This is a genomic window from Pseudomonas sp. LB3P25 (assembly GCF_054897985.1).
Map to the genome: position 1 here is coordinate 6886678 of NZ_CM142711.1, position 18777 is coordinate 6905454.

Genomic DNA, 18777 nt, shown 5'->3' on the forward strand with positions numbered 1-18777 from the left:
CAAAGGAGTGACCATGCGTTTTCTGCCTGGCCTGATCTGCCTGCTACCCCTTCTGAGCCCTTTGGCTCATGCCGAAATGATTGACGATGTAAACGACCGTGGTGAATTGCGTATTGCCCTTGAGGCTAATACACCGCCCTTCAATTTCAAGGAGGACGGCAAACTTACGGGCTTCGAAGTCGAATTGGGGCAACTGCTGGCCGACGAACTGGACGTACGGGCCGACTTCGTCGTGACCGATTCCAGTGATCTGTTGCAAGGCGTTGAAACCGGCAAGTACGACGTCGCCATCAACCACATAGCAGTGACCCCGGACCTCAAGGATCGTTTCGACTTCAGCGAACCTTACATTCACACCAACGCGCAATTGATCGCGCAGAAGGAAGAGCAACCGCGCTCGATGCTGCTGGTGCAATCGCTGACTGAAGAAAAGCCAAAAGACAGCTCGCCGGTTAGCCTGGCGATTCCGTTTCAGAAGGGTAACCCGGCGTTTCATGCCAGCCTGGAAAACGCGCTGCAGCGGATCAAGGCGGATGGACGATTGGAGGCCTTGTCGCAGAAGTGGCTGGGGGCGGATACGAGTGTGGCGCCCAAGCCTTAAGAAGTTTGTCGCTCTTTAGATCCAGCCCCTCACCCTAACCCTCTCCCCAGAGGGGCGAGGGGACTGTCCGAGGTGTCTGGCGCTATCCATCGACCTGAAAAGTCGAATGGAACTCAGGTTTGAAAAGCTTGAAGATCAGCTCCCTTTCCCCCTCTCCCCATTGGGGAGAGGGCTGGGGTGAGGGGTGGCTCTTGAATCAGTTCAGATTATTCAAAGCCACCGCAGCTTCAACCAACTCGAGCTCACTGAAAACCTGCACACCGTGACGCTTGAGCAACGCCGCAGTAACACCCTCGCCACTCACCTTCACACCACTAAACGTCCCGTCATACGTCAACAGATTCCCGCAAGACGGGCTGTTGGCCTTGAGTACGGCAATGCGGATGCCGTGCTTTTGCACCAACTCCAACGCCTGATAAGCCCCCGAGAGAAACTCGGCGCTGACGTCCTCGCCCTCGGTGGTGATCACTGAGGCGTGGCCATCAAGCACTTCACTACCCTGCCCGCCCGGAATCTCTGCCGCCGCCCGTGGCGTCGGCAAGCCACCAGCAACCTCCGGACACAACGGCACCACCCGACCTTCATCAAGCCACTGCTGAAGCTGATCGAAAGGCCCACTGGCCCCGCCGTCGTAACGTACCCGGTGGCCCAGCAGACAGCGGCTTACCAGAATTTTTTGCATGATCAGAACGGCTCGTTGCCACGCCGCCGGAACCAGCCGGTCAACGACAGGCGATCTCGGGTCGCGGGCAGGACTTCGTGGGGCACTTCACCCGACAGAAACACCACCAGGCATCCGCCGGTAGGCACTACATCGTGCTCGACACCTTCACCCAGGTACATACGCAACTGGCCGCCGTGCTTGGGCAACCAGCCGTCATTGAGATAGACCACCGCCGACACCATGCGCCGGTCGTCGTCGCGGAAACGATCGACATGCTTGAGGTAGAACGCACCGGGCGGGTACAGCGCGAAATGGCTTTCGAAATCGTCCAGGCCCAGAAACAAACCGCGATTCATCGCCTCGCGCAGGCTGTCCATCAAATCCAGATAGCTGTCGCACGCCAACGCCTGGCCGTGCTCGATCCACTGGATATGGTCGCCGCGAATCCCCTCGCGAATCTCGGATGTCGACCCGCGCCCCACAGCGGCCGGGGCCAATTCACCCTCGGCAGCACGTTTACGGCACTCAGCCGCCAGTTCCTGGGTCAGACCCAGAGGAAGGAAAACGTTCTGCTGCGACCAGCCGTGTTCAGCCAGGTCATCGACGATACGTAACAGCAGCGGGTGATCAGAGGGTATTTGCATGCCGCGCATAGTATTCCTGTGCCTGAAAATCCGACAGAGCCGCGCAGCGGGTTGATACGAATTCTCGACAAGTACGAATGCCCCACGGAGAATAGTCGCCTGCTGACAGGAGTCCCTATGCGCCGTTTGCTTTTTTCACTGTTGATGTTCTGTGTATTGCCCGCTTGGGCAGACGGCCACGACCAGTTGTACAAGGTCGCCGGTTGGCCAGAACAACGTGCGCATTTCAACGACGCTCTCTCCGCCGCTCAGCAGCGGTACCAGAACAGCCTGCCGCCGGCAGTGTTCCAGGCGCTGGTGAATAACAGCAATCAGCGCTTTGCCCCCCAGGCCGTGGACCAGCGCGCCGAAGCGCAATTGCGCAAGACCCTGGCCGATCCGAAACCCGCGCTGAGTTTCTTTCAGTCCCCTCTGGGCAAAAAAATCGTTGCCGCCGAATTGCTCGCGACCCGTCGCGATCAGCTGGCAAAAAACGCCAAGGGTTTACCCAAGATCCAGGCCAGCGACAGCCGCATGCTGATCATCGGCCATCTGGCCCAGGCCCTGCCCGCTCGCGAGGCTGGCGCTGAAGTCAGTCTGGCGATTGCCGGCGTCGCGGCTGACAGCCTCAGTTCGATGATCCCCGGCCTGCTCGGCGGTGGTCAGGCTCAAGGCATGTTGAACGGTCAGCGTCAGCGCTTGATGGACCAGATCGGCAACGACCTGAACAACACGCTGTTGTATGTCTATCGCGACCTGTCGGATAACGAACTGGAAGAGTTCGCCACGTTTGCCGAGTCTGCCGAAGGCAAGGCTTACTATCAGGCAGCCCTGGCGGCGATTCGCGCGGGGTTGGCGGTGGGGCAGGACACTTCAACGCTTCGCCAGTAATATTCGGCGCCTGAAAGACCGCCTTCGCGAGCAGGCTCGCTCCCACAGGAGAATGCATTCCAATGTGGGAGCGAGCCGGCTCCGGGCGGCGTTCCGACGAAGAGGCCCGAACTGCCACTAAAGATTCCGGCCTTTAATCCGCTTGCTCAAAAACCCGAAATACTCCCGCCGCAACGCCAGCGTCTCATTCGCCAGGTGATGCCGCGCCTCAGGCAACATCAACACCTGCGGCCGATCGAACTTGCCCTGCAATACTTCAAGGTTATGCTCCCAATCCACGGTCATGTCCGCCTGCCCCTGCACAATCAGCGGTCGCCGCGTGCTGTCCGGTGCGGCTTCGATACGTTTGATCCAGCGTGCCAGCGCACCGACCCAGGCGGTTGGCAAGCGGAGCGGCTGCAACGGATCGGCTTGCAGGAAGGGCAAAAAATCCGGGTCGTTGGAGTTCTCGCTGAAGCGCCGGGCGATGGCTTTGACGAAAGGCTTGAGCAGGTAATAGCTGAGCTGTGACCAACCCCAGGCCCGCGGCCTTACCAGCGGCGACAGCAGGATGACCTGGCCCTGGGCCGGGCTGCTGGCGCCTTGATTGAGGACATGATCAATCACGATCGCGCCACCCGTGCTTTGCCCGCACAGGTGCCACGGCTGCGGCAGATCGAGGGATTGCGCCTCGGCGAATAATTTTTGCAGCGTGTCCTGATACTCGGCGAAATCCTTGATGCTGGCCCGTTCGCCGCTGGACAGCCCATGCCCCGGCAGGTCGCAGGCAATCACCGCGAAATCCTGATCCAGCGCCCATTCGATCACATGCCGGTAAAGCCCGGTGTGATCGTAAAAACCGTGGAACAAAAACAGCGTCGCCTTCGCCCGCTCGGGCCACCAGACCTGGCTGACCACTTCATAACCATCGACGTCGAAACGCCCAAGGCCACTGCGCAGGTCACGCCCCGCAAAATCCAGCCCGTAGAAACGCTGGTAAGCCAGCGCTTCTACCGACAGCGGCTGCCTGTCGGCCAGTGGCCGCAGGCTGGCACGCAGGTGATCGGGGTCGAAAGTGGCAGACATGAGCAATTCCAGAACGCAAACGGACTTTATAGGCCTGCGATATTCATCTGTCGCGGCAAGCATGGCAAGCTAGCGCACCTTCGAGGATTGAAATCCATGCGCTCGCCCTACCGCGCCACACTGCTTGCCAGCCTGCTCGCCCTCGTGTGTGCCGGCGCGCTGTGGGTTGCCTACGACTGGTTTCAGGGCCGCTACCTGCGAACGTTCAGCGGGCACACCGCGGTGTTCTCCGGCGACCCGTTGCGCCTGCCCGATAACCTCGCCGGCCCCGGCGCCATCCGCCTCGTGCACTTCTGGGACCCGGCCTGCCCGTGCAATGTCGGTAACCAACAACACCTGAGCGAACTGGTTGAGCACTATGCACCGCAAGGCGTGGAGTTTTATGCGGTACAAAAGCCTGGCAGTCACGGTCAGTTGCCGAGCACCTTAAGCCGCCTGAAAAGCATCGTCGTCCTGCCAGGCTCCGAACAGATCCCCGCGAGCCCGGCCGTGGCGATCTGGGATCGCAGCGGCAAACTGGCGTATTTCGGCCCGTACAGCGAAGGCCTGACCTGCAATTCGAGTAACAGCTTTATCGAACCGATTCTGCAAGCGTTGAACGAAGGCCGCCCGGTGAATGCCACGCACACACTGGCCGTGGGTTGTTACTGCCCGTGGCCCGTCGACGCAGTGAAGTAAAGCTGACAGGAGACGTGAATCCCTCCTAAGTGCGATGGCCCTATCGCCAAGCCGTGTTAAACAGTGCCGCCAGGGAACTGCTGCCACTCATAACAACAAGGAATCACCATGAAACGTAGCTTGACCGTTCTCGCCCTGCTGATTGTCGCGCTCGCCGCAGGTGGCGGCTGGTACGTTTACAGCAAGCAGCCGACACGTCAGGGCATGGTGGAGCTTCAACACCTGCAAGGTTCGGTCACCGTGCGCTACGACGAGCGCGGCATCCCGCACATCCGCGCCGAGAACGAAACCGACCTGTACCGCGCCCTCGGGTACGTGCACGCCCAGGATCGGCTGTTTCAGATGGAAGCCCTGCGCCGCCTCGCCCGCGGCGAGCTGGCCGAGGTACTCGGCCCAAAACTGCTCGACACCGATAAGCTGATGCGCAGCCTGCGCATTCGCGAACGCGCCGACACCTACCTGGCGAATATGGACAAACAGTCGCCGGCCTTTATCGCCATGCAAGCCTATCTGGATGGCATCAACCAGTATCAGGACAGCCATCCAAAACCTGCGGAGTTTGATGTACTGGGCATTCCCAAGCGCCCATTCACTGCCCAGGACACCATCAGCATCGCCGGTTACATGGCCTACAGTTTTGCCGCAGCGTTTCGCACCGAACCGTTGCTGACCTACGTGCGCGATCAGCTCGGCGCCAACTACCTGACTGTCTTCGATCTCGACTGGCAGCCCAAAGGTGTGCTCAACGGCAACACACTGCCCCTCGCCAGTACCGACTGGAAAGACCTCAACGCCCTCGCCCGCCTCAGCGAACAGGCACTGGCCGACAATGGCTTGCCGCAGTTCGAGGGCAGCAACGCCTGGGCCGTCTCCGGCAGTCGGACCAAAAGTGGTAAACCGCTGTTGGCCGGCGACCCGCATATCCGTTTTTCCGCACCGTCGGTGTGGTATGAAGCGCAGCTCTCGGCGCCGGGCTTCGAGCTCTACGGCCACTATCAGGCATTGATGCCGTTCGCCTCCCTCGGGATGAACCGCGACTTCGGCTGGAGCATCACCATGTTCCAGAACGACGACCTCGATCTGATCGCCGAAAAGGTCAACCCGGACAACCCCAATCAGGTCTGGTATCGCGGCAAGTGGGTGGACATGGTGACCAGCGAACAGCAGATCGCGGTCAAGGGCCAGGCGCCGGTAACCCTGGTGCTGCGCCAGTCGCCCCACGGTCCGATCGTCAACGATGCGCTGGGGAGTGGCGTCGGCAAAACGCCGATCGCCATGTGGTGGGGTTTTCTCGAAAGCCAGAATCCGATCCTTGAGGGCTTCTACCAGCTCAACCGCGCCGACACCCTGGCCAAGGCGCGCGGTGCCGCCGCAAAGGTTCAGGCGCCGGGCCTGAACATCGTCTGGGCCAACGCCAAGGGCGACATCGGCTGGTGGGCAGCGGCGCAGCTGCCAAAACGTCCGGCGGGTGTGCGCCCGGGGTTCATCCTCGACGGCAGCACCGCCGACGCGGACAAGGAAGGTTTCTACCCGTTCAGCGCCAACCCACAGGAAGAGAACCCGGCACGCGGTTACATCGTCTCGGCCAACTTCCAGCCGGTGTCGCCGACCGGCATGGAGATTCCCGGTTACTACAACCTGGCTGATCGAGGTCAGCAGCTCAATCGCCAGCTCAGCGACAAAACCATCAAGTGGGATCTGGACGCCAGCCAGAAGCTGCAACTGGGCACTACCACCGCCTACGGCCCGCGCTTGCTGGCGCCGCTGCTGCCGGTATTGCGTGAAGCGGTGAGCGATCCCGCCGAACTCAAACTGGTTGAGCAATTGGCCCAATGGAAAGGCGACTACCCGCTCGACTCCACCAGCGCCACGCTGTTCAACCAGTTCCTGTTCAACCTGGCTGACGCGACGATGCACGATGAATTGGGCAATGACTTCTTCGAGACATTGCTATCGACCCGAGTCATCGATTCCGCCTTACCGCGACTGGCCGCGACCCCCGACTCGCCATGGTGGGACAACCGCAACACCCTCGGCAAGGAAACCCGCGCCGATACGGTCAAGGTTGCGTGGCAAGCGAGCATCGCTCATCTCAAGACCACCCTCGGCACCGATTTCGCGCAATGGCAGTGGGGCAAGGCGCACACGCTGACCCATGGCCATCCGCTGGGGCAACAAAAGCCGCTGGACCGGATCTTCAATGTCGGCCCCTTCGCGGCACCCGGCACTCACGAAGTACCGAACAACCTCTCGGCCAGGATCGGCCCGGCGCCTTGGCCAGTGACGTACGGTCCGTCGACCCGCCGCCTGAACGACTTCGCCGACCCCACCCACAGCCTGACCGTCAATCCGATCGGCCAAAGTGGCGTGCCGTTCGACAGCCACTATGACGACCAGGCTGAGGCGTATATCGAAGGGATCTACTACCAGGCGCATTTAAACGACGAAGAAGTCACGGCCAACACGCGCAGTACGTTGAAGCTATTGCCGGCGCGTGCGGCGCAATAGATTTTTGTTGCCTGGGCGGCCGTCTTCGCGAGCAGGCTCGCTCCCACATTGAACCATGTCTACCTGGACAACTCGGTCAACTGTGGGAGCGAGCCTGCTCGCGAAGAGGCCCTGAAAGGCAACAACAATGTCTGCTCAAACCATCGCCGCAAAGTTCAGCCTGAACTGCTGCGGCGTCACCCCCAGCCGGCGGTTGAACACACTGCGCATGTGCTGGGCATCGCGAAACCCGCACTGATAGGCCACGGTTTTAAGCGGCGAATGGGTGCTTTCAAGCAGCACCCGCGCCGCGTCCACTCTGGCCCGCTCGACGAACTCCGCCGGGGTGATTTTCGCCTCTTTGGTAAACACCCGGGAAAAGTTGCGTGCACTCATGTTGGCGGCGTTGGCCAGGTCGGCAATCGTCAGATCGCCCGTCAGGTTGGCCAACACATAGAGCTGCGCCTGCGCCACCGCCGAAGTGGGTTCGGCGTGTGGCGTGAGGAATGGGCTGAACTGTGACTGCCCGCCGGAGCGCTGAGTGAACACCACCAGTCGCTTTGCCACACTCAGCGCTACTTCCGGCCCGTGATCCCTGGCCAGCAAGTACAGCGACAGATCAATCCCCGCCGTGACACCTGCCGAGGTGTAGAGCTCGCCGTCCTCCACGTAAAGGCGATCCGCCTCGACCTGAGTCGACGGGCACAACTGCGCCAGCGCCGCGGCGTCGCCCCAGTGGGTGGTCACCGTTCGCCCGTCCAGCAACCCGGCCCGGGCGAGCATGAACGCGCCGTTGCAGATCGAGCCAAAGCGTTGCGCCAGTGCGCAGGCATCACGCAGCCAGGCATCGAATGCCGCACCGAAATCCATGAACGGCAACTGCGGCCCACCGGCCACCAGCAGCAAGTCATAGGCCTCAAGCGCTTCACTGAAATGTCGATGGGCATTGAGTGACAAACCGTTGGAGCACGGCATCACCCCGCGCTCGACACCGATCACCTCCAGTCGATAGTGATCTGGCGACTCAAGGAAACGATTGGCTTCTGAAAACACATCCATGGGACCGGTGACGTCCAGAGACTGAACGCCTGAGAACACCACGATGGCAACGGTTTTACTCATGGCAAGATTCGCCTTCCAGGTATTGAAATGAAAGTCGGCCATCACACGATCTGTAGCAGCTGCCGAGCCTGCGAGGCTGCGTTCGGCTGCGTTCGGCTGCGCAGCAGTCGTAAACCCTGCGCACGCGATTCACCTGAAAGACCGCAGTGCCTGATTTCACGACTGCTTCGCAGCCGAACGCAGCCTCGCAGGCTCGACAGCTGCTACAGGGCGTGCGTGTGTCCCGGATTCAAACTTAGCCAATCCTCGGGCAACAAGCGAGGCTGGCGCGATATGCATGTTCATTGGCCGGGATCGCAGCCATGGATCGATTGTCCGGTTTCGGGTGCGCGAACAGACTGAACCTATCAGCGCCGCCACGGCGTTCCCCATGAGGAAAGCACCATGAGCAGCATCATTGCCGGTATCAAAATCCCCGACAGCGCGTTGGCCAAGGCCACCACGGAATACATCCGCGACGTCGAATCAGACCTGCTGTATCACCACTCGCGTCGGGTGTTCCTGTTCGGTGCCTTGAGCGGTGAACGCAAGCAACTGGCCTACAACCCCGAACTGTTGTACGTCGGCGCAATGTTCCATGACTTGGGTCTCGTGGAAGGTCATCGCACTGACGATGAACGCTTCGAAGTCGATAGCGCCAACGCTGCCAAAGCGTTCCTCAAGCCCTATGGTTTGTCCGACGACGATATCGAGCAGGTCTGGTTGTCGATTGCTCTTCATACTACGCCGGGGGTGCCGCAACACCTGCGGCCTAACGTAGCACTGGTCACTGCCGGCGTTGAGATGGATGTGTTGGGCATTGATTACGCGGCGTTCCCCAGCGCGCAACGCGAAGAAGTGGTGCATGCCCACCCGCGTGGCGAAGGGTTCAAGGAGTGCATTCTGTGTGCGTTCGCCAATGGCTTCAAACACAAGCCGGACACCACTTTCGGCACCGTAAACGCGGATGTTCTGGTCGACAGTGAGCCGGGCTTCAAACCGATGAACTTCGTCGAGATCATCCGCAAATCCCCTTGGGTCGCCTAAACAAAATGTGGGAGCGAGCCTGCTCGCGAAGTGGCCATGTCAGTCGACACAGATGTTGACTGATAGACCGCTTTCGCGAGCAGGCTCGCTCCCACATTGGATTCGGGTTGGCCACAGCGTTGTGGTCAATCCGACATCAGGCTCAAGCCGCTTCCGGCGCCTGGGCGCGACGCACGTCCGGTTGTTTCCAGGAGTCGGCAGCACCTTCTTCGATCGCCTGCTGAATCGCACGTTTGCGACTTTCTTCGGCACGACGGCTGAAGAACCAGACCAGGAACGTCATCAGCGATACCGCCAGCAAAATCAGGCTGGCCACGGCATTGATCTCGGGCTTCACGCCCAGACGCACCGCCGAGAACACTTCCATCGGCAGGGTCGTGGAACCCGGGCCCGATACGAAGCTTGCCAACACCAGGTCATCCAGAGACAGGGCGAAAGACATCATGCCGCCTGCGCCCAGCGATGGCGCGATCATCGGGATGGTGATCAGGAAGAACACCTTCCACGGCCGCGCACCAAGGTCCATGGCCGCCTCTTCGATGGACAAGTCCAGCTCACGCAAACGCGCCGACACCACCACCGCCACATACGCCGCACAGAACGTAGTGTGGGCAATCCAGATGGTGACAATGCCACGCTCCTGCGGCCAACCGATCATCTGCGCCATGGCCACGAACAGCAGCAACAGCGACAGACCGGTGATCACTTCGGGCATCACCAGCGGCGCGGTGACCAGGCCACCGAACAGCGTGCGACCTTTGAAGCGGGTGATACGGGTCAGGACGAACGCGGCCAATGTACCCAGTGCCACCGCCGCCACCGCCGTGTAGCAGGCGATTTCCAGCGAGCGCACCACCGAGCCCATCAGCTGAGTGTTGTCCATCAAACCGACGTACCACTTGATCGACCAGCCGCCCCACACCGTTACCAGTTTCGAGGCGTTGAACGAGTAGATCACCAGGATCAGCATCGGCGCGTAGATGAACAGCAAACCTGCTATCAGCATGAAGCTTGAGAAACGGAAGCGTTTCATTCTTTGCCCTCCATTTCTTTGGCCTGGCTACGGTTGAACAGGATGATCGGCACAATCAGGATCGCCAGCATCACCACCGCCAGGGCGGACGCCACCGGCCAGTCACGGTTGTTGAAGAACTCTTGCCAGAGCACTTTACCGATCATCAGGGTTTCCGGACCGCCGAGCAGTTCCGGGATCACGAACTCGCCCACCACCGGAATGAACACCAGCATGCAGCCCGCGACGATGCCGTTCTTGGACAGTGGAATGGTGATCTTCCAGAAGCTGTTGAAGGTGCTCGAACCCAGGTCGGATGCGGCTTCCAGCAAACTGGCATCGTGCTTCACCAGGTTGGCATAGAGCGGCAGGATCATGAACGGCAGGTACGAATACACCACGCCGATGTACACGGCGAGGTTGGTGTTGAGGATCTGCAGCGGCTCGCTGATCCAGCCCATGCTCATCAAAAAGCCGTTCAACAGACCGTTGTTGCTGAGGATGCCCATCCACGCATAAACGCGGATCAGGATCGCGGTCCAGGTCGGCATCATGATCAGCAGCACCAGCACCGTTTGCAGCTCTTTACGGGCACTGGCAATGGCGTAAGCCATCGGGTAGCCGATCAGCAAACAGAGGACGGTGCTGATCAGCGCCATCTTCAACGAGCCGAGGTAGGCGGCGATGTACAACTCGTCGCCGGCCAGCATCGCGTAGTTACTCAGGTTAAGCAGCAACTGCACTTTTTGGTCGAGGTAGCTGTAGATCTCGGTGTACGGCGGAATGGCCACGTCGGCTTCGGCGAAGCTGATCTTCAGAACGATGAAGAACGGCAACATGAAGAACATGAACAGCCAAATGAACGGAACCCCGATGACCATCTGACGGCCACCGGGAATTATTCGATTGAGGCGGCGTTTGAGTTTGCGCATGTTCATGAGCGAAGTACCACGCCGCTGTCGTCTTCCCAATACACGTAAACCTGGTCACCCCAGGTTGGGCGCTGACCGCGGCGCTCGGCGTTGGCGACGAAAGACTGGACGATTTTGCCGCTCGGCAGTTCGACGTAGAACACCGAATGGCCACCGAGGTAGGCGATGTCGTGCACCTTGCCGCTGGACCAGTTGTACTCGCAGGTCGGCATGGTCGGCGTTACCAGCAACTTTTCCGGACGGATCGCGTAAGTCACGGATTTGTCCTGCACCGAGGTGCTGATGCCGTGGCCCACGTAAATCTGGCGGTCCAGGTCCTTGCAGGTGATGGTCGCGTGACCTTCAGCGTCGTCGATCACTTCACCGTCGAAGATGTTGACGTTGCCGATGAACTCGCAGACCAGACGGCTGGTCGGGGTTTCGTAGATGTCGATCGGGCTGCCGATCTGGGCGATCCAGCCCAAGTGCATGATCGCGATGCGCTCGGCCATGGTCATGGCCTCTTCCTGGTCGTGGGTCACCATGACGCAGGTTACGCCGACTCGCTCGATGATCTCGACAAGCTCAAGCTGCATTTGCGAACGCAGCTTCTTGTCCAGAGCACCCATCGGTTCGTCGAGCAGCAACAGCTTCGGTCGCTTGGCCAACGAACGCGCCAGGGCCACACGCTGACGCTGACCACCGGACAACTGATGCGGCTTGCGCTTGGCGTATTGCGTCATCTGAACCAGCTTGAGCATGTCCGCGACACGGGCATCGACTTCAGCGGCGGGAATCTTGTCCTGCTTGAGGCCGAAGGCGATGTTCTGCGCCACGGTCATGTGCGGGAACAAGGCGTAGGACTGGAACATCATGTTGATCGGTCGCTCGTACGGCGGCATTTCGGTGATGTCTACGCCATCGAGGTAAATGCGCCCCTCCGTGGGCCGTTCGAAGCCTGCGAGCATACGCAGCAATGTGGATTTGCCCGATCCCGAGCCGCCGAGCAGGGCGAAAATCTCGCCTTTCTTGATTTCCAGGGACACATCGTCCACGGCAATCGTCTCGTCGAACTTCTTCGTGACCCGGTCGATTTTGACCAGCACCTGTTTAGGTGACTGGTCGCCCTCGAGGGCTTTCTTATAGGCGCCGGAGGCAACTGCCATTTACGAAACTCCCAACAAAATTTGCAGTTCGCCCGAGGTGGGCGAACCTTGGATAGTTTGAGCCTTGCAGCTATTTACCCGATTTGACCTTGGTCCAGCTGCGGGTCATCAAACGTTGAATGTTTGGTGGTAACTCGATAGACACGTAAGTCTTGTCGAGCACTGCTTGCGGTGGATAAACCGATTTGTCGGTGCGAATGGACTGTTCCATCAGTGTGTCCGACCCTGGGTTAGGGTTGGCGTAACCCACGTAATCACTGACTTGGGCGATCACCTCAGGTTTCAGCAAATAGTTGATGAAGGCGTGGGCTTCCTTGACGTTGGCCGCATCCTTGGGGATCGCCAGCATGTCAAACCAGAGCGCGCCGCCCTCTTTCGGAATCGAGTAGGCGATGTTCATGCCTTTGCCGGCTTCAGCCGCGCGGGCCTTGGCCTGGAACATGTCGCCGGAAAAACCGATCGCCACGCAGATATCGCCGTTGGCCAGGTCCGCGATGTATTTGGACGAATGGAAATAGGTCACGTAAGGCCGCACCGCCAGCAACTTGGCTTCGGCCTTTTTGTAGTCTTCGGGGTTGGTACTGTTGGCGTTCAGGCCCATGTAGTTGAGGACTGTGGGCATCATTTCATCGGCGGAGTCGAGGAACGCCACACCGCAGCTGTGCAGTTTTTTGATGTTTTCCGGCTCGAACACCACATCCCAGGAATCGATCTTGTCGAGGCCCAGCACAGCCTTGACCTTGTCGACGTTGTAACCGATGCCGTTAGTGCCCCACAGATACGGCACGGCGTACAAGTTACCCGGATCGTTTTGCTCCAGGCGCTTGAGCAGCACCGGGTCGAGGTTGGCGTAGTTGGTGAGCTTGGACTTGTCGAGCTTCTGGAAAGCGCCCGCCTTGATCTGCTTGCCAAGGAAGTGGTTCGACGGAACAACCACGTCATAACCGGTACGCCCGGCCAGCAACTTGCCTTCCAGGGTTTCGTTGGAGTCAAAGACGTCATAAACCGGTTTGATGCCGGACTCTTTCTGGAAATCTGCCAAGGTGGTCGAGCCGATGTAGTCCGACCAGTTATAAATATGCACAGTCCCAGCGGCCTGGACACTAACGGCAAGCGTCAGCCCGGCACCGATGAGCAGCGCATTGCGCAACAAAGAAAAAATTGGCACGTGGAGGTCCTCTAAAATTAGTTGGGCCCAAGTTGCCCCGCGTTACATGACAGCCATGGCGGCCTGGCAACAAAACCGGCGCGCAACTTACCCTCGAAAAACCGTTCCAGCAAAACTTTTATGCAGATACCTGTAGCAGCTGCCGAAGGCTGCGTTAAGGTCCGAAGGACCTTCCCGCGTTTTCAACAGCACAACTGCTTCGCAGTTGGACGCAGCCTGCGGCAGCCGCTACAGGGTTTTACTTACTTACCGGATTTGATCTTGGTCCAACTGCGAGTCAGGATCCGCTGGGTGGCGGCCGGCAAGTCGGCAATCGCGTACAGCTTGGCCAGCACGTCCGCTGGCGGGTAGATGCCTGGGTCGGCGGTGATGTCTTTATCGACCAGTGCGGTGGCTGCCGCGTTACCGTTCGGGAAGCGCACGGCGTTGGTGATTGCAGCCATGACTTCCGGCTTCTGCAAGTAGGTCATGAACTTGTAGGCGCCTTCGACGTTTTCGGCATCTTTAGGGATGGCGACCATGTCGTAGAAGCTGCCTGCACCTTCTTTCGGAATGTTGTAGCTGACTTTCACCTTGTCACCGGCTTCTGCCGCACGGGACTTGGCCTGGTAGATGTCGCCCGAATAACCCACGGCGACGCAGATGTTGCCGTTCGCCAGGTCGGAGATGTACTTGGACGAGTGGAAGTAGGCGATCGAAGGACGGACTTTCAGCAGCAGGGCTTCGGCCTTGTCGATGTCTTCTTTCTTCTGGCTGTCGGTTGGCAGGCCCAGGTAATGCAACGCCGCCGGAATCATCTCGGTTGGCGAATCCAGCAGGCTGATACCGCACGACTTCAGTTTGGCGGCATTTTCAGGCTTGAAGATCAGGTCCCAGGAGTTGGTCGGTGCATCGGCGCCCAGTGCAGCCTTGACCTTCTCGGCGTTGAAGCCGATACCGATCGAACCCCACATGTAAGGGAAGGCGTGTTCGTTGCCCGGGTCGCTCACCGATACCGCTTTGAGCAGGTCAGGGTTCAGGTTTTTCCAGTTAGGCAGCTTGGACTTGTCCAGCTTCTGGTAAACGCCGGCCTTGATCTGCTTGGCCAGGAAGTTGTTCGACGGTACGACGATGTCGTAGCCGGACTTGCCTGCCAGCAACTTCGCTTCCAGAGTTTCGTTGCTGTCAAAAACGTCGTACACCACCTTGATCCCGGACTCTTTCTCGAAGTTCGCGATGGTGTCCGGTGCGATGTAATCGGACCAGTTGTACACGTGCAGAACCTTGTCGTCCGCCTGAACTGCGCCCGCCATCATGCCCATCAGGGACATGGCGAGGAGGGTCTTGCCAGCTATCTTCATACCTAATGCCTTCATGGGTAATGCTCCAATTTTTCTTTTTAACCACGTGTTCAGCGGCCTTTCCTGGGCATCTGAAACAACCGGTAGTCTGGCAACATCCAAGGCAGGCTTTCAAGGAAAGACCCATCCTTTGTTTGCGCTGAGCGAAATGCGAACATCACACTCCGCTCAGAGCCTAGCACTTAGCCCTGTAATGCACTCAGGGTCAGGTCCAGACACTTGCGTGCCTTGGTCACCAACTCATCGATTTCAGCCGGTGTAATCACCAGTGGCGGAGCGATGATCATGGTGTCACCGACGGCGCGCATGATCAGGCCGTTGTCGAAGCAGAACGTGCGGCAGATCATGCCAACGCCCTTGCCTTCGTAACGCTTGCGAGTGGCCTTGTCCTGCACCAGTTCGATCGCCCCCAGCAGCCCCACCCCACGCACTTCCCCCACCAACGGGTGATCGTTCAGTTCCCGTAGACGCTTTTGCAAATAAGGTGCCGTTTCTGCACGAACGCGCTCGATAATTTTTTCTTCGCGCAGGATGCGGATGTTCTCCAATGCCACCGCAGCAGCCACCGGGTGCCCGGAATAGGTGAAACCGTGGTTGAAATCGCCGCCTTCATTGAGCACCGCCACCACTTCGTCACGCACAATCAGGCCACCCATAGGGATGTAGCCGGACGTCAGGCCTTTGGCGATGGTCATCATGTCGGGTTTGAGGTCGTAGAAATCGCTACCGAACCACTCACCGGTACGGCCGAAACCACAGATCACTTCGTCAGCCACGAACAGGATGTCGTACTTGGCGAGGATTTCCTTGATGCGCGGCCAGTAGGTGTCTGGCGCAATGATCACGCCGCCGGCACCCTGGATCGGCTCGGCGATAAAGGCACCGACGTTGTCCACGCCGACTTCCAGAATCTTCTCTTCCAGCTGATTGGCCGCCCAGATACCGAACTCCTCCGGTGTCATCTCGCCGCCTTCACCGAACCAGTACGGCTGCGCGATGTGGACGATGCCCGGGATCGGCAAGTCGCCTTGTTCGTGCATGTACGTCATACCACCCAGGCTCGCGCCGGCCACGGTGGAACCGTGATAGCCGTTCTTGCGGCTGATGATGACTTTCTTCTTCGGCTGGCCCTTGATCGCCCAGTAGTGACGAACCATACGCAGCATGGTGTCGTTGCCTTCGGAACCGGAACCGGTGAAAAACACGTGGTTCATGCCTTCAGGCGCGATGTCGGAGATGGCCTTGGCCAGTTCCAGCACCGGCGGGTGAGCCGTCTGGAAGAACAGGTTGTAGTAAGGCAGTTCGCGCATTTGTTTACTGGCGGCATCGGCCAGTTCATCGCGACCGTAGCCGATGGCTACGCACCACAGACCGGCCATGCCGTCGAGGATCTTGTTGCCTTCGCTGTCCCAGAGGTAAACGCCCTTGGCGTTGGTGATGATCCGTGGGCCTTTCTCTTTCAGCTGCTTGAAGTCGCTGAACGGGGCCAGGTGGTGATCGTTACTCAGGGTTTGCCATTCACGGGTTTGCGGGTTGTTGCTGGTCATGCGAATTCTCCTAAGATTTCAGTGAAGGCGCCCTCTTGCGGCGCCCGGCGCATCAGACGGCGAAGAGCAGGAATTCCCGCTCCCACGAACTGATCACGCGCTTGAAGTTTTCATGCTCGGCCCGCTTGACCGCGACGTAGCCAGTGATGAATTTTTTGCCCAGGTATTTCTCGATAGTCGCGCTGTGTTCCATGCGTTCCAGCGCGTCTTCGATGGTCAGTGGCAGGCGCAGGTTGCGGCGTTCATAGCCACGGCCCACCACCGGCGCACTCGGGTTCAGGCCTTCGACCATGCCGATGTAACCGCAGAGCAGGCTCGCAGCGATCGCCAGGTACGGGTTGGCGTCGGCGCCCGGCAGGCGGTTTTCCACCCGACGGTTTTGCGGCCCGGCATCTGGAACCCGCAGACCCACGGTGCGGTTCTCTTCGCCCCACTCCACGTTCACCGGTGCCGAGGTGTCCGGCAGGAAGCGGCGGAACGAGTTCACGTTCGGGGCGAACAGCGGCAACAGTTCGGGGATCAGTTTCTGCAAACCACCGATGTGGTGCAGGAACAGCTGGCTCATGCTCCCGTCTTCGTTGGAGAAGACGTTCTTGCCGGTCTCGATGTCGATGATGCTCTGGTGCAAGTGCATCGCACTGCCCGGCTCGCCAGTCATGGGTTTGGCCATGAAGGTGGCCGCCACGTTGTGCTTGAGCGCGGCTTCGCGCATGGTGCGCTTGAACACCAGGATCTGGTCGGCCAGGGACAGGGCATCGCCGTGACGGAAGTTGATTTCCATCTGCGCCGTGCCGTCCTCGTGGATCAGCGTGTCGAGGTCCAGCTCCTGCAATTCGCACCAGTCGTAGACGTCTTCGAACAGCGGATCGAATTCGTTTGCCGCTTCAATCGAGAAGGACTGGCGACCGGTTTCCGGGCGACCGGAACGGCCAATCGGCGGTTGCAACGGGAAGTCCGGGTCTTCGCAGCGCTTGGTCAGGTAGAACTCCATTTCTGGCGCCACGATCGGCTGCCAACCCCTGTCGGAATAGAGTTTCAGAACCTTCTTGAGCACGTTGCGCGGCGACAGCTCGATCGGGTTGCCTTGCTTGTCGTAGGTGTCGTGGATCACCTGGGCGGTGGGCTCGATGGCCCAAGGCACAAGGAACACCGCGTTCTGGTCGGGGCGGCAGATCATGTCGATGTCGGCCGGGTCGAGCAGTTCGTAATAGATGTCGTCTTCGACATAGTCGCCGGTCACGGTTTGCAACAGAACGCTCTCGGGCAGACGCATGCCTTTTTCGGCAATGAACTTGTTGGTCGGCGAGATCTTGCCCCGGGTGATACCGGTCAAGTCGCCAACCATGCATTCGACTTCTGTGATCTTGTGGTCTTTCAACCAATCGGTGAGCTGGTCGAGGTTGTTACTCATAAATGCCTCTTAGGCTTGGTTTCCTGACTCTTAATAAGTCAGGCGTTGTTTGACGCATCGGCGTCGCGTTGTAATGCGCGCTTGCGGCAGGCATCGCCAAATGCCTGGAAGATCGCAAGGTAATCCGGGTTTGAGCTTACCTGCCATTCGGGATGCCATTGCACTCCCAAAGCAAAACCCTTGCCCTGCGGGATCGAGACGGCCTCGATCAACCCGTCAGGAGCCAAGGCCTCGACGCAAAGGCCCGGCGCCAGACGTTCAACGCCCTGACCATGAATCGAATTGACGTGTATCTCGCTCGCCAGGCCCAGACCTGCGAGCACACCACCCGGTTGAATGTGCACCGGGTGACTTGGCGCATACTGTCCTTCAAGCGGTAGGCTATCGTCCTCACGGTGATCCATGAATGGACCGGCTTCGTGGACTTTTTGATGCAGGCTGCCGCCGAACGCCACGTTCATTTCCTGAAAGCCGCGGCAAATACCGAGCACGGGAATACCGGCCTCGACTGCGGCGCGGATCAACGGGAGGGTGGTGGCATCGCGTGCAGAATCATGAGCAGTGCCCGGCGCACTGGCGGGGCCGCTATAGTGAAACGGTTCTATATTGGAAGGAGAGCCCGTAAAGAGAATGCCATCCAGACCGTCCAGAATATCGGACGGGGATAGCAGATCCGCCAGGGACGGAAGAATCACCGGCAGGCCCTTGGCCGCTGAAGCCACGGCGCGGACGTACTTGTCGCCACTGATGTGATAAGCATGCAGACCGATCTGCTTAGAGCAGGCGGTGACGCCGATTAACGGCAGGCGAGACATGAAGCACCCCGGTATTATTGGTGTTATGGGTTTGAATCGAGCTTAGCCTTGTTCATTTTTTTACACAACACCCCCGTAAAAAATACAACACGGCCCGCTCAAGCCCGCAGGCGCTAAAGCGCTCAAAGGCATAAAAACGCCCTAAAGTGCCTCAAAAAAGCCCCGCGGGCGCTTTTTTAGGGCAAAAAAGGCCTCGCTTGACTTCGGCATGCCGTTCGGGTTGACTGGAATCCGAAGAGATCAATGATTG

General features: G+C 59.2%; 17 protein-coding genes. 5 read left to right on the top strand and 12 right to left on the bottom strand.

Features of this window, described 5'->3' with window-relative positions; all coding sequences use genetic code 11:
* The first annotated feature begins 13 nt into the window (after positions 1–13).
* A complete protein-coding gene (locus ACYZTW_RS31730; RefSeq protein ID WP_462003152.1) occupies positions 14–601 on the top strand; it encodes a transporter substrate-binding domain-containing protein in 588 nt (195 codons plus the stop codon).
* 196 nt (positions 602–797) lie between these two features.
* Here ACYZTW_RS31730 and ACYZTW_RS31735 read toward each other — a convergent pair whose 3' ends face one another.
* Both ACYZTW_RS31735 and ACYZTW_RS31740 read right to left on the bottom strand, forming a co-directional pair.
* Positions 798–1283, bottom strand: coding sequence for a 2-thiouracil desulfurase family protein (locus ACYZTW_RS31735; RefSeq protein ID WP_462003153.1), 486 nt, complete (start codon positions 1281–1283; stop codon positions 798–800).
* A gap of 2 nt (positions 1284–1285) precedes the next feature.
* A complete protein-coding gene (locus tag ACYZTW_RS31740; RefSeq protein ID WP_462003154.1) occupies positions 1286–1918 on the bottom strand; it encodes a 2OG-Fe(II) oxygenase in 633 nt (210 codons plus the stop codon).
* Between the two features lie 108 nt (positions 1919–2026).
* Here ACYZTW_RS31740 and ACYZTW_RS31745 point away from each other — a divergent pair, with 108 nt between their 5' ends.
* Positions 2027–2779, top strand: coding sequence for a DUF2059 domain-containing protein (locus ACYZTW_RS31745; protein ID WP_462003155.1), 753 nt, complete (start codon positions 2027–2029; stop codon positions 2777–2779).
* Between the two features lie 117 nt (positions 2780–2896).
* On the opposite strand, the gene bipL is transcribed toward ACYZTW_RS31745, so the two are convergent.
* A complete protein-coding gene (gene bipL, locus ACYZTW_RS31750; protein ID WP_462003156.1) occupies positions 2897–3844 on the bottom strand; it encodes a phospholipase BipL in 948 nt (315 codons plus the stop codon).
* Positions 3845–3940: 96 nt separating this feature from the next.
* Between bipL and ACYZTW_RS31755 the strand changes: the two genes are divergently transcribed.
* Together ACYZTW_RS31755 and ACYZTW_RS31760 are read left to right on the top strand one after the other, a co-directional pair.
* A complete protein-coding gene (locus ACYZTW_RS31755) occupies positions 3941–4522 on the top strand; it encodes a DUF6436 domain-containing protein (RefSeq protein WP_462003157.1) in 582 nt (193 codons plus the stop codon).
* Between the two features lie 108 nt (positions 4523–4630).
* Positions 4631–7030, top strand: coding sequence for a penicillin acylase family protein (locus ACYZTW_RS31760; RefSeq protein ID WP_462003158.1), 2400 nt, complete (start codon positions 4631–4633; stop codon positions 7028–7030).
* 135 nt (positions 7031–7165) lie between these two features.
* On the opposite strand, the gene ACYZTW_RS31765 is transcribed toward ACYZTW_RS31760, so the two are convergent.
* A complete protein-coding gene (locus tag ACYZTW_RS31765) occupies positions 7166–8131 on the bottom strand; it encodes a GlxA family transcriptional regulator (protein WP_462003159.1) in 966 nt (321 codons plus the stop codon).
* Positions 8132–8515: 384 nt separating this feature from the next.
* On the opposite strand from ACYZTW_RS31765, the gene ACYZTW_RS31770 reads away from it, so the two are divergent.
* The gene (locus ACYZTW_RS31770; RefSeq protein ID WP_462003160.1) at positions 8516–9157 is read left to right on the top strand and encodes an HD domain-containing protein; all 642 of its coding nucleotides are present in this window, start codon (positions 8516–8518) and stop codon (positions 9155–9157) included.
* Between the two features lie 142 nt (positions 9158–9299).
* On the opposite strand, the gene ACYZTW_RS31775 is transcribed toward ACYZTW_RS31770, so the two are convergent.
* The 8 genes from ACYZTW_RS31775 to ACYZTW_RS31810 all read right to left on the bottom strand — a co-directional run bounded on the left by ACYZTW_RS31775 (position 9300) and on the right by ACYZTW_RS31810 (position 18527).
* The gene (locus ACYZTW_RS31775; RefSeq protein WP_462003162.1) at positions 9300–10190 is read right to left on the bottom strand and encodes an ABC transporter permease subunit; all 891 of its coding nucleotides are present in this window, start codon (positions 10188–10190) and stop codon (positions 9300–9302) included.
* The gene (locus ACYZTW_RS31780) at positions 10187–11107 is read right to left on the bottom strand and encodes an ABC transporter permease subunit (protein WP_462003163.1); all 921 of its coding nucleotides are present in this window, start codon (positions 11105–11107) and stop codon (positions 10187–10189) included. The genes ACYZTW_RS31775 and ACYZTW_RS31780 overlap by 4 nt, the downstream gene beginning before the upstream one ends.
* Positions 11104–12246 (bottom strand): ABC transporter ATP-binding protein, encoded by a 1143-nt coding sequence (locus ACYZTW_RS31785; RefSeq protein ID WP_123434796.1) that lies wholly within the window; start codon positions 12244–12246, stop codon positions 11104–11106. The genes ACYZTW_RS31780 and ACYZTW_RS31785 overlap by 4 nt, the downstream gene beginning before the upstream one ends.
* Before the next feature lie 70 nt (positions 12247–12316).
* Positions 12317–13414 carry a polyamine ABC transporter substrate-binding protein gene (locus ACYZTW_RS31790; protein ID WP_462003165.1) on the bottom strand — a complete coding sequence of 366 codons (1098 nt, stop codon included), beginning with the start codon at positions 13412–13414 and terminating at the stop codon, positions 12317–12319.
* Between the two features lie 242 nt (positions 13415–13656).
* A complete protein-coding gene (locus ACYZTW_RS31795; protein WP_462005871.1) occupies positions 13657–14754 on the bottom strand; it encodes a polyamine ABC transporter substrate-binding protein in 1098 nt (365 codons plus the stop codon).
* Between the two features lie 182 nt (positions 14755–14936).
* Positions 14937–16301, bottom strand: a complete 1365-nt coding sequence (locus tag ACYZTW_RS31800; RefSeq protein WP_462003166.1) for an aspartate aminotransferase family protein — start codon at positions 16299–16301, stop codon at positions 14937–14939.
* Between the two features lie 52 nt (positions 16302–16353).
* On the bottom strand, positions 16354–17712 hold the full coding sequence (locus ACYZTW_RS31805; RefSeq protein WP_462003167.1) for a glutamine synthetase family protein: 1359 nt from the start codon (positions 17710–17712) through the stop codon (positions 16354–16356).
* A gap of 38 nt (positions 17713–17750) precedes the next feature.
* Positions 17751–18527 (bottom strand): gamma-glutamyl-gamma-aminobutyrate hydrolase family protein, encoded by a 777-nt coding sequence (locus tag ACYZTW_RS31810; RefSeq protein WP_462003168.1) that lies wholly within the window; start codon positions 18525–18527, stop codon positions 17751–17753.
* Between the last annotated feature and the right edge of the window lie 250 nt (positions 18528–18777).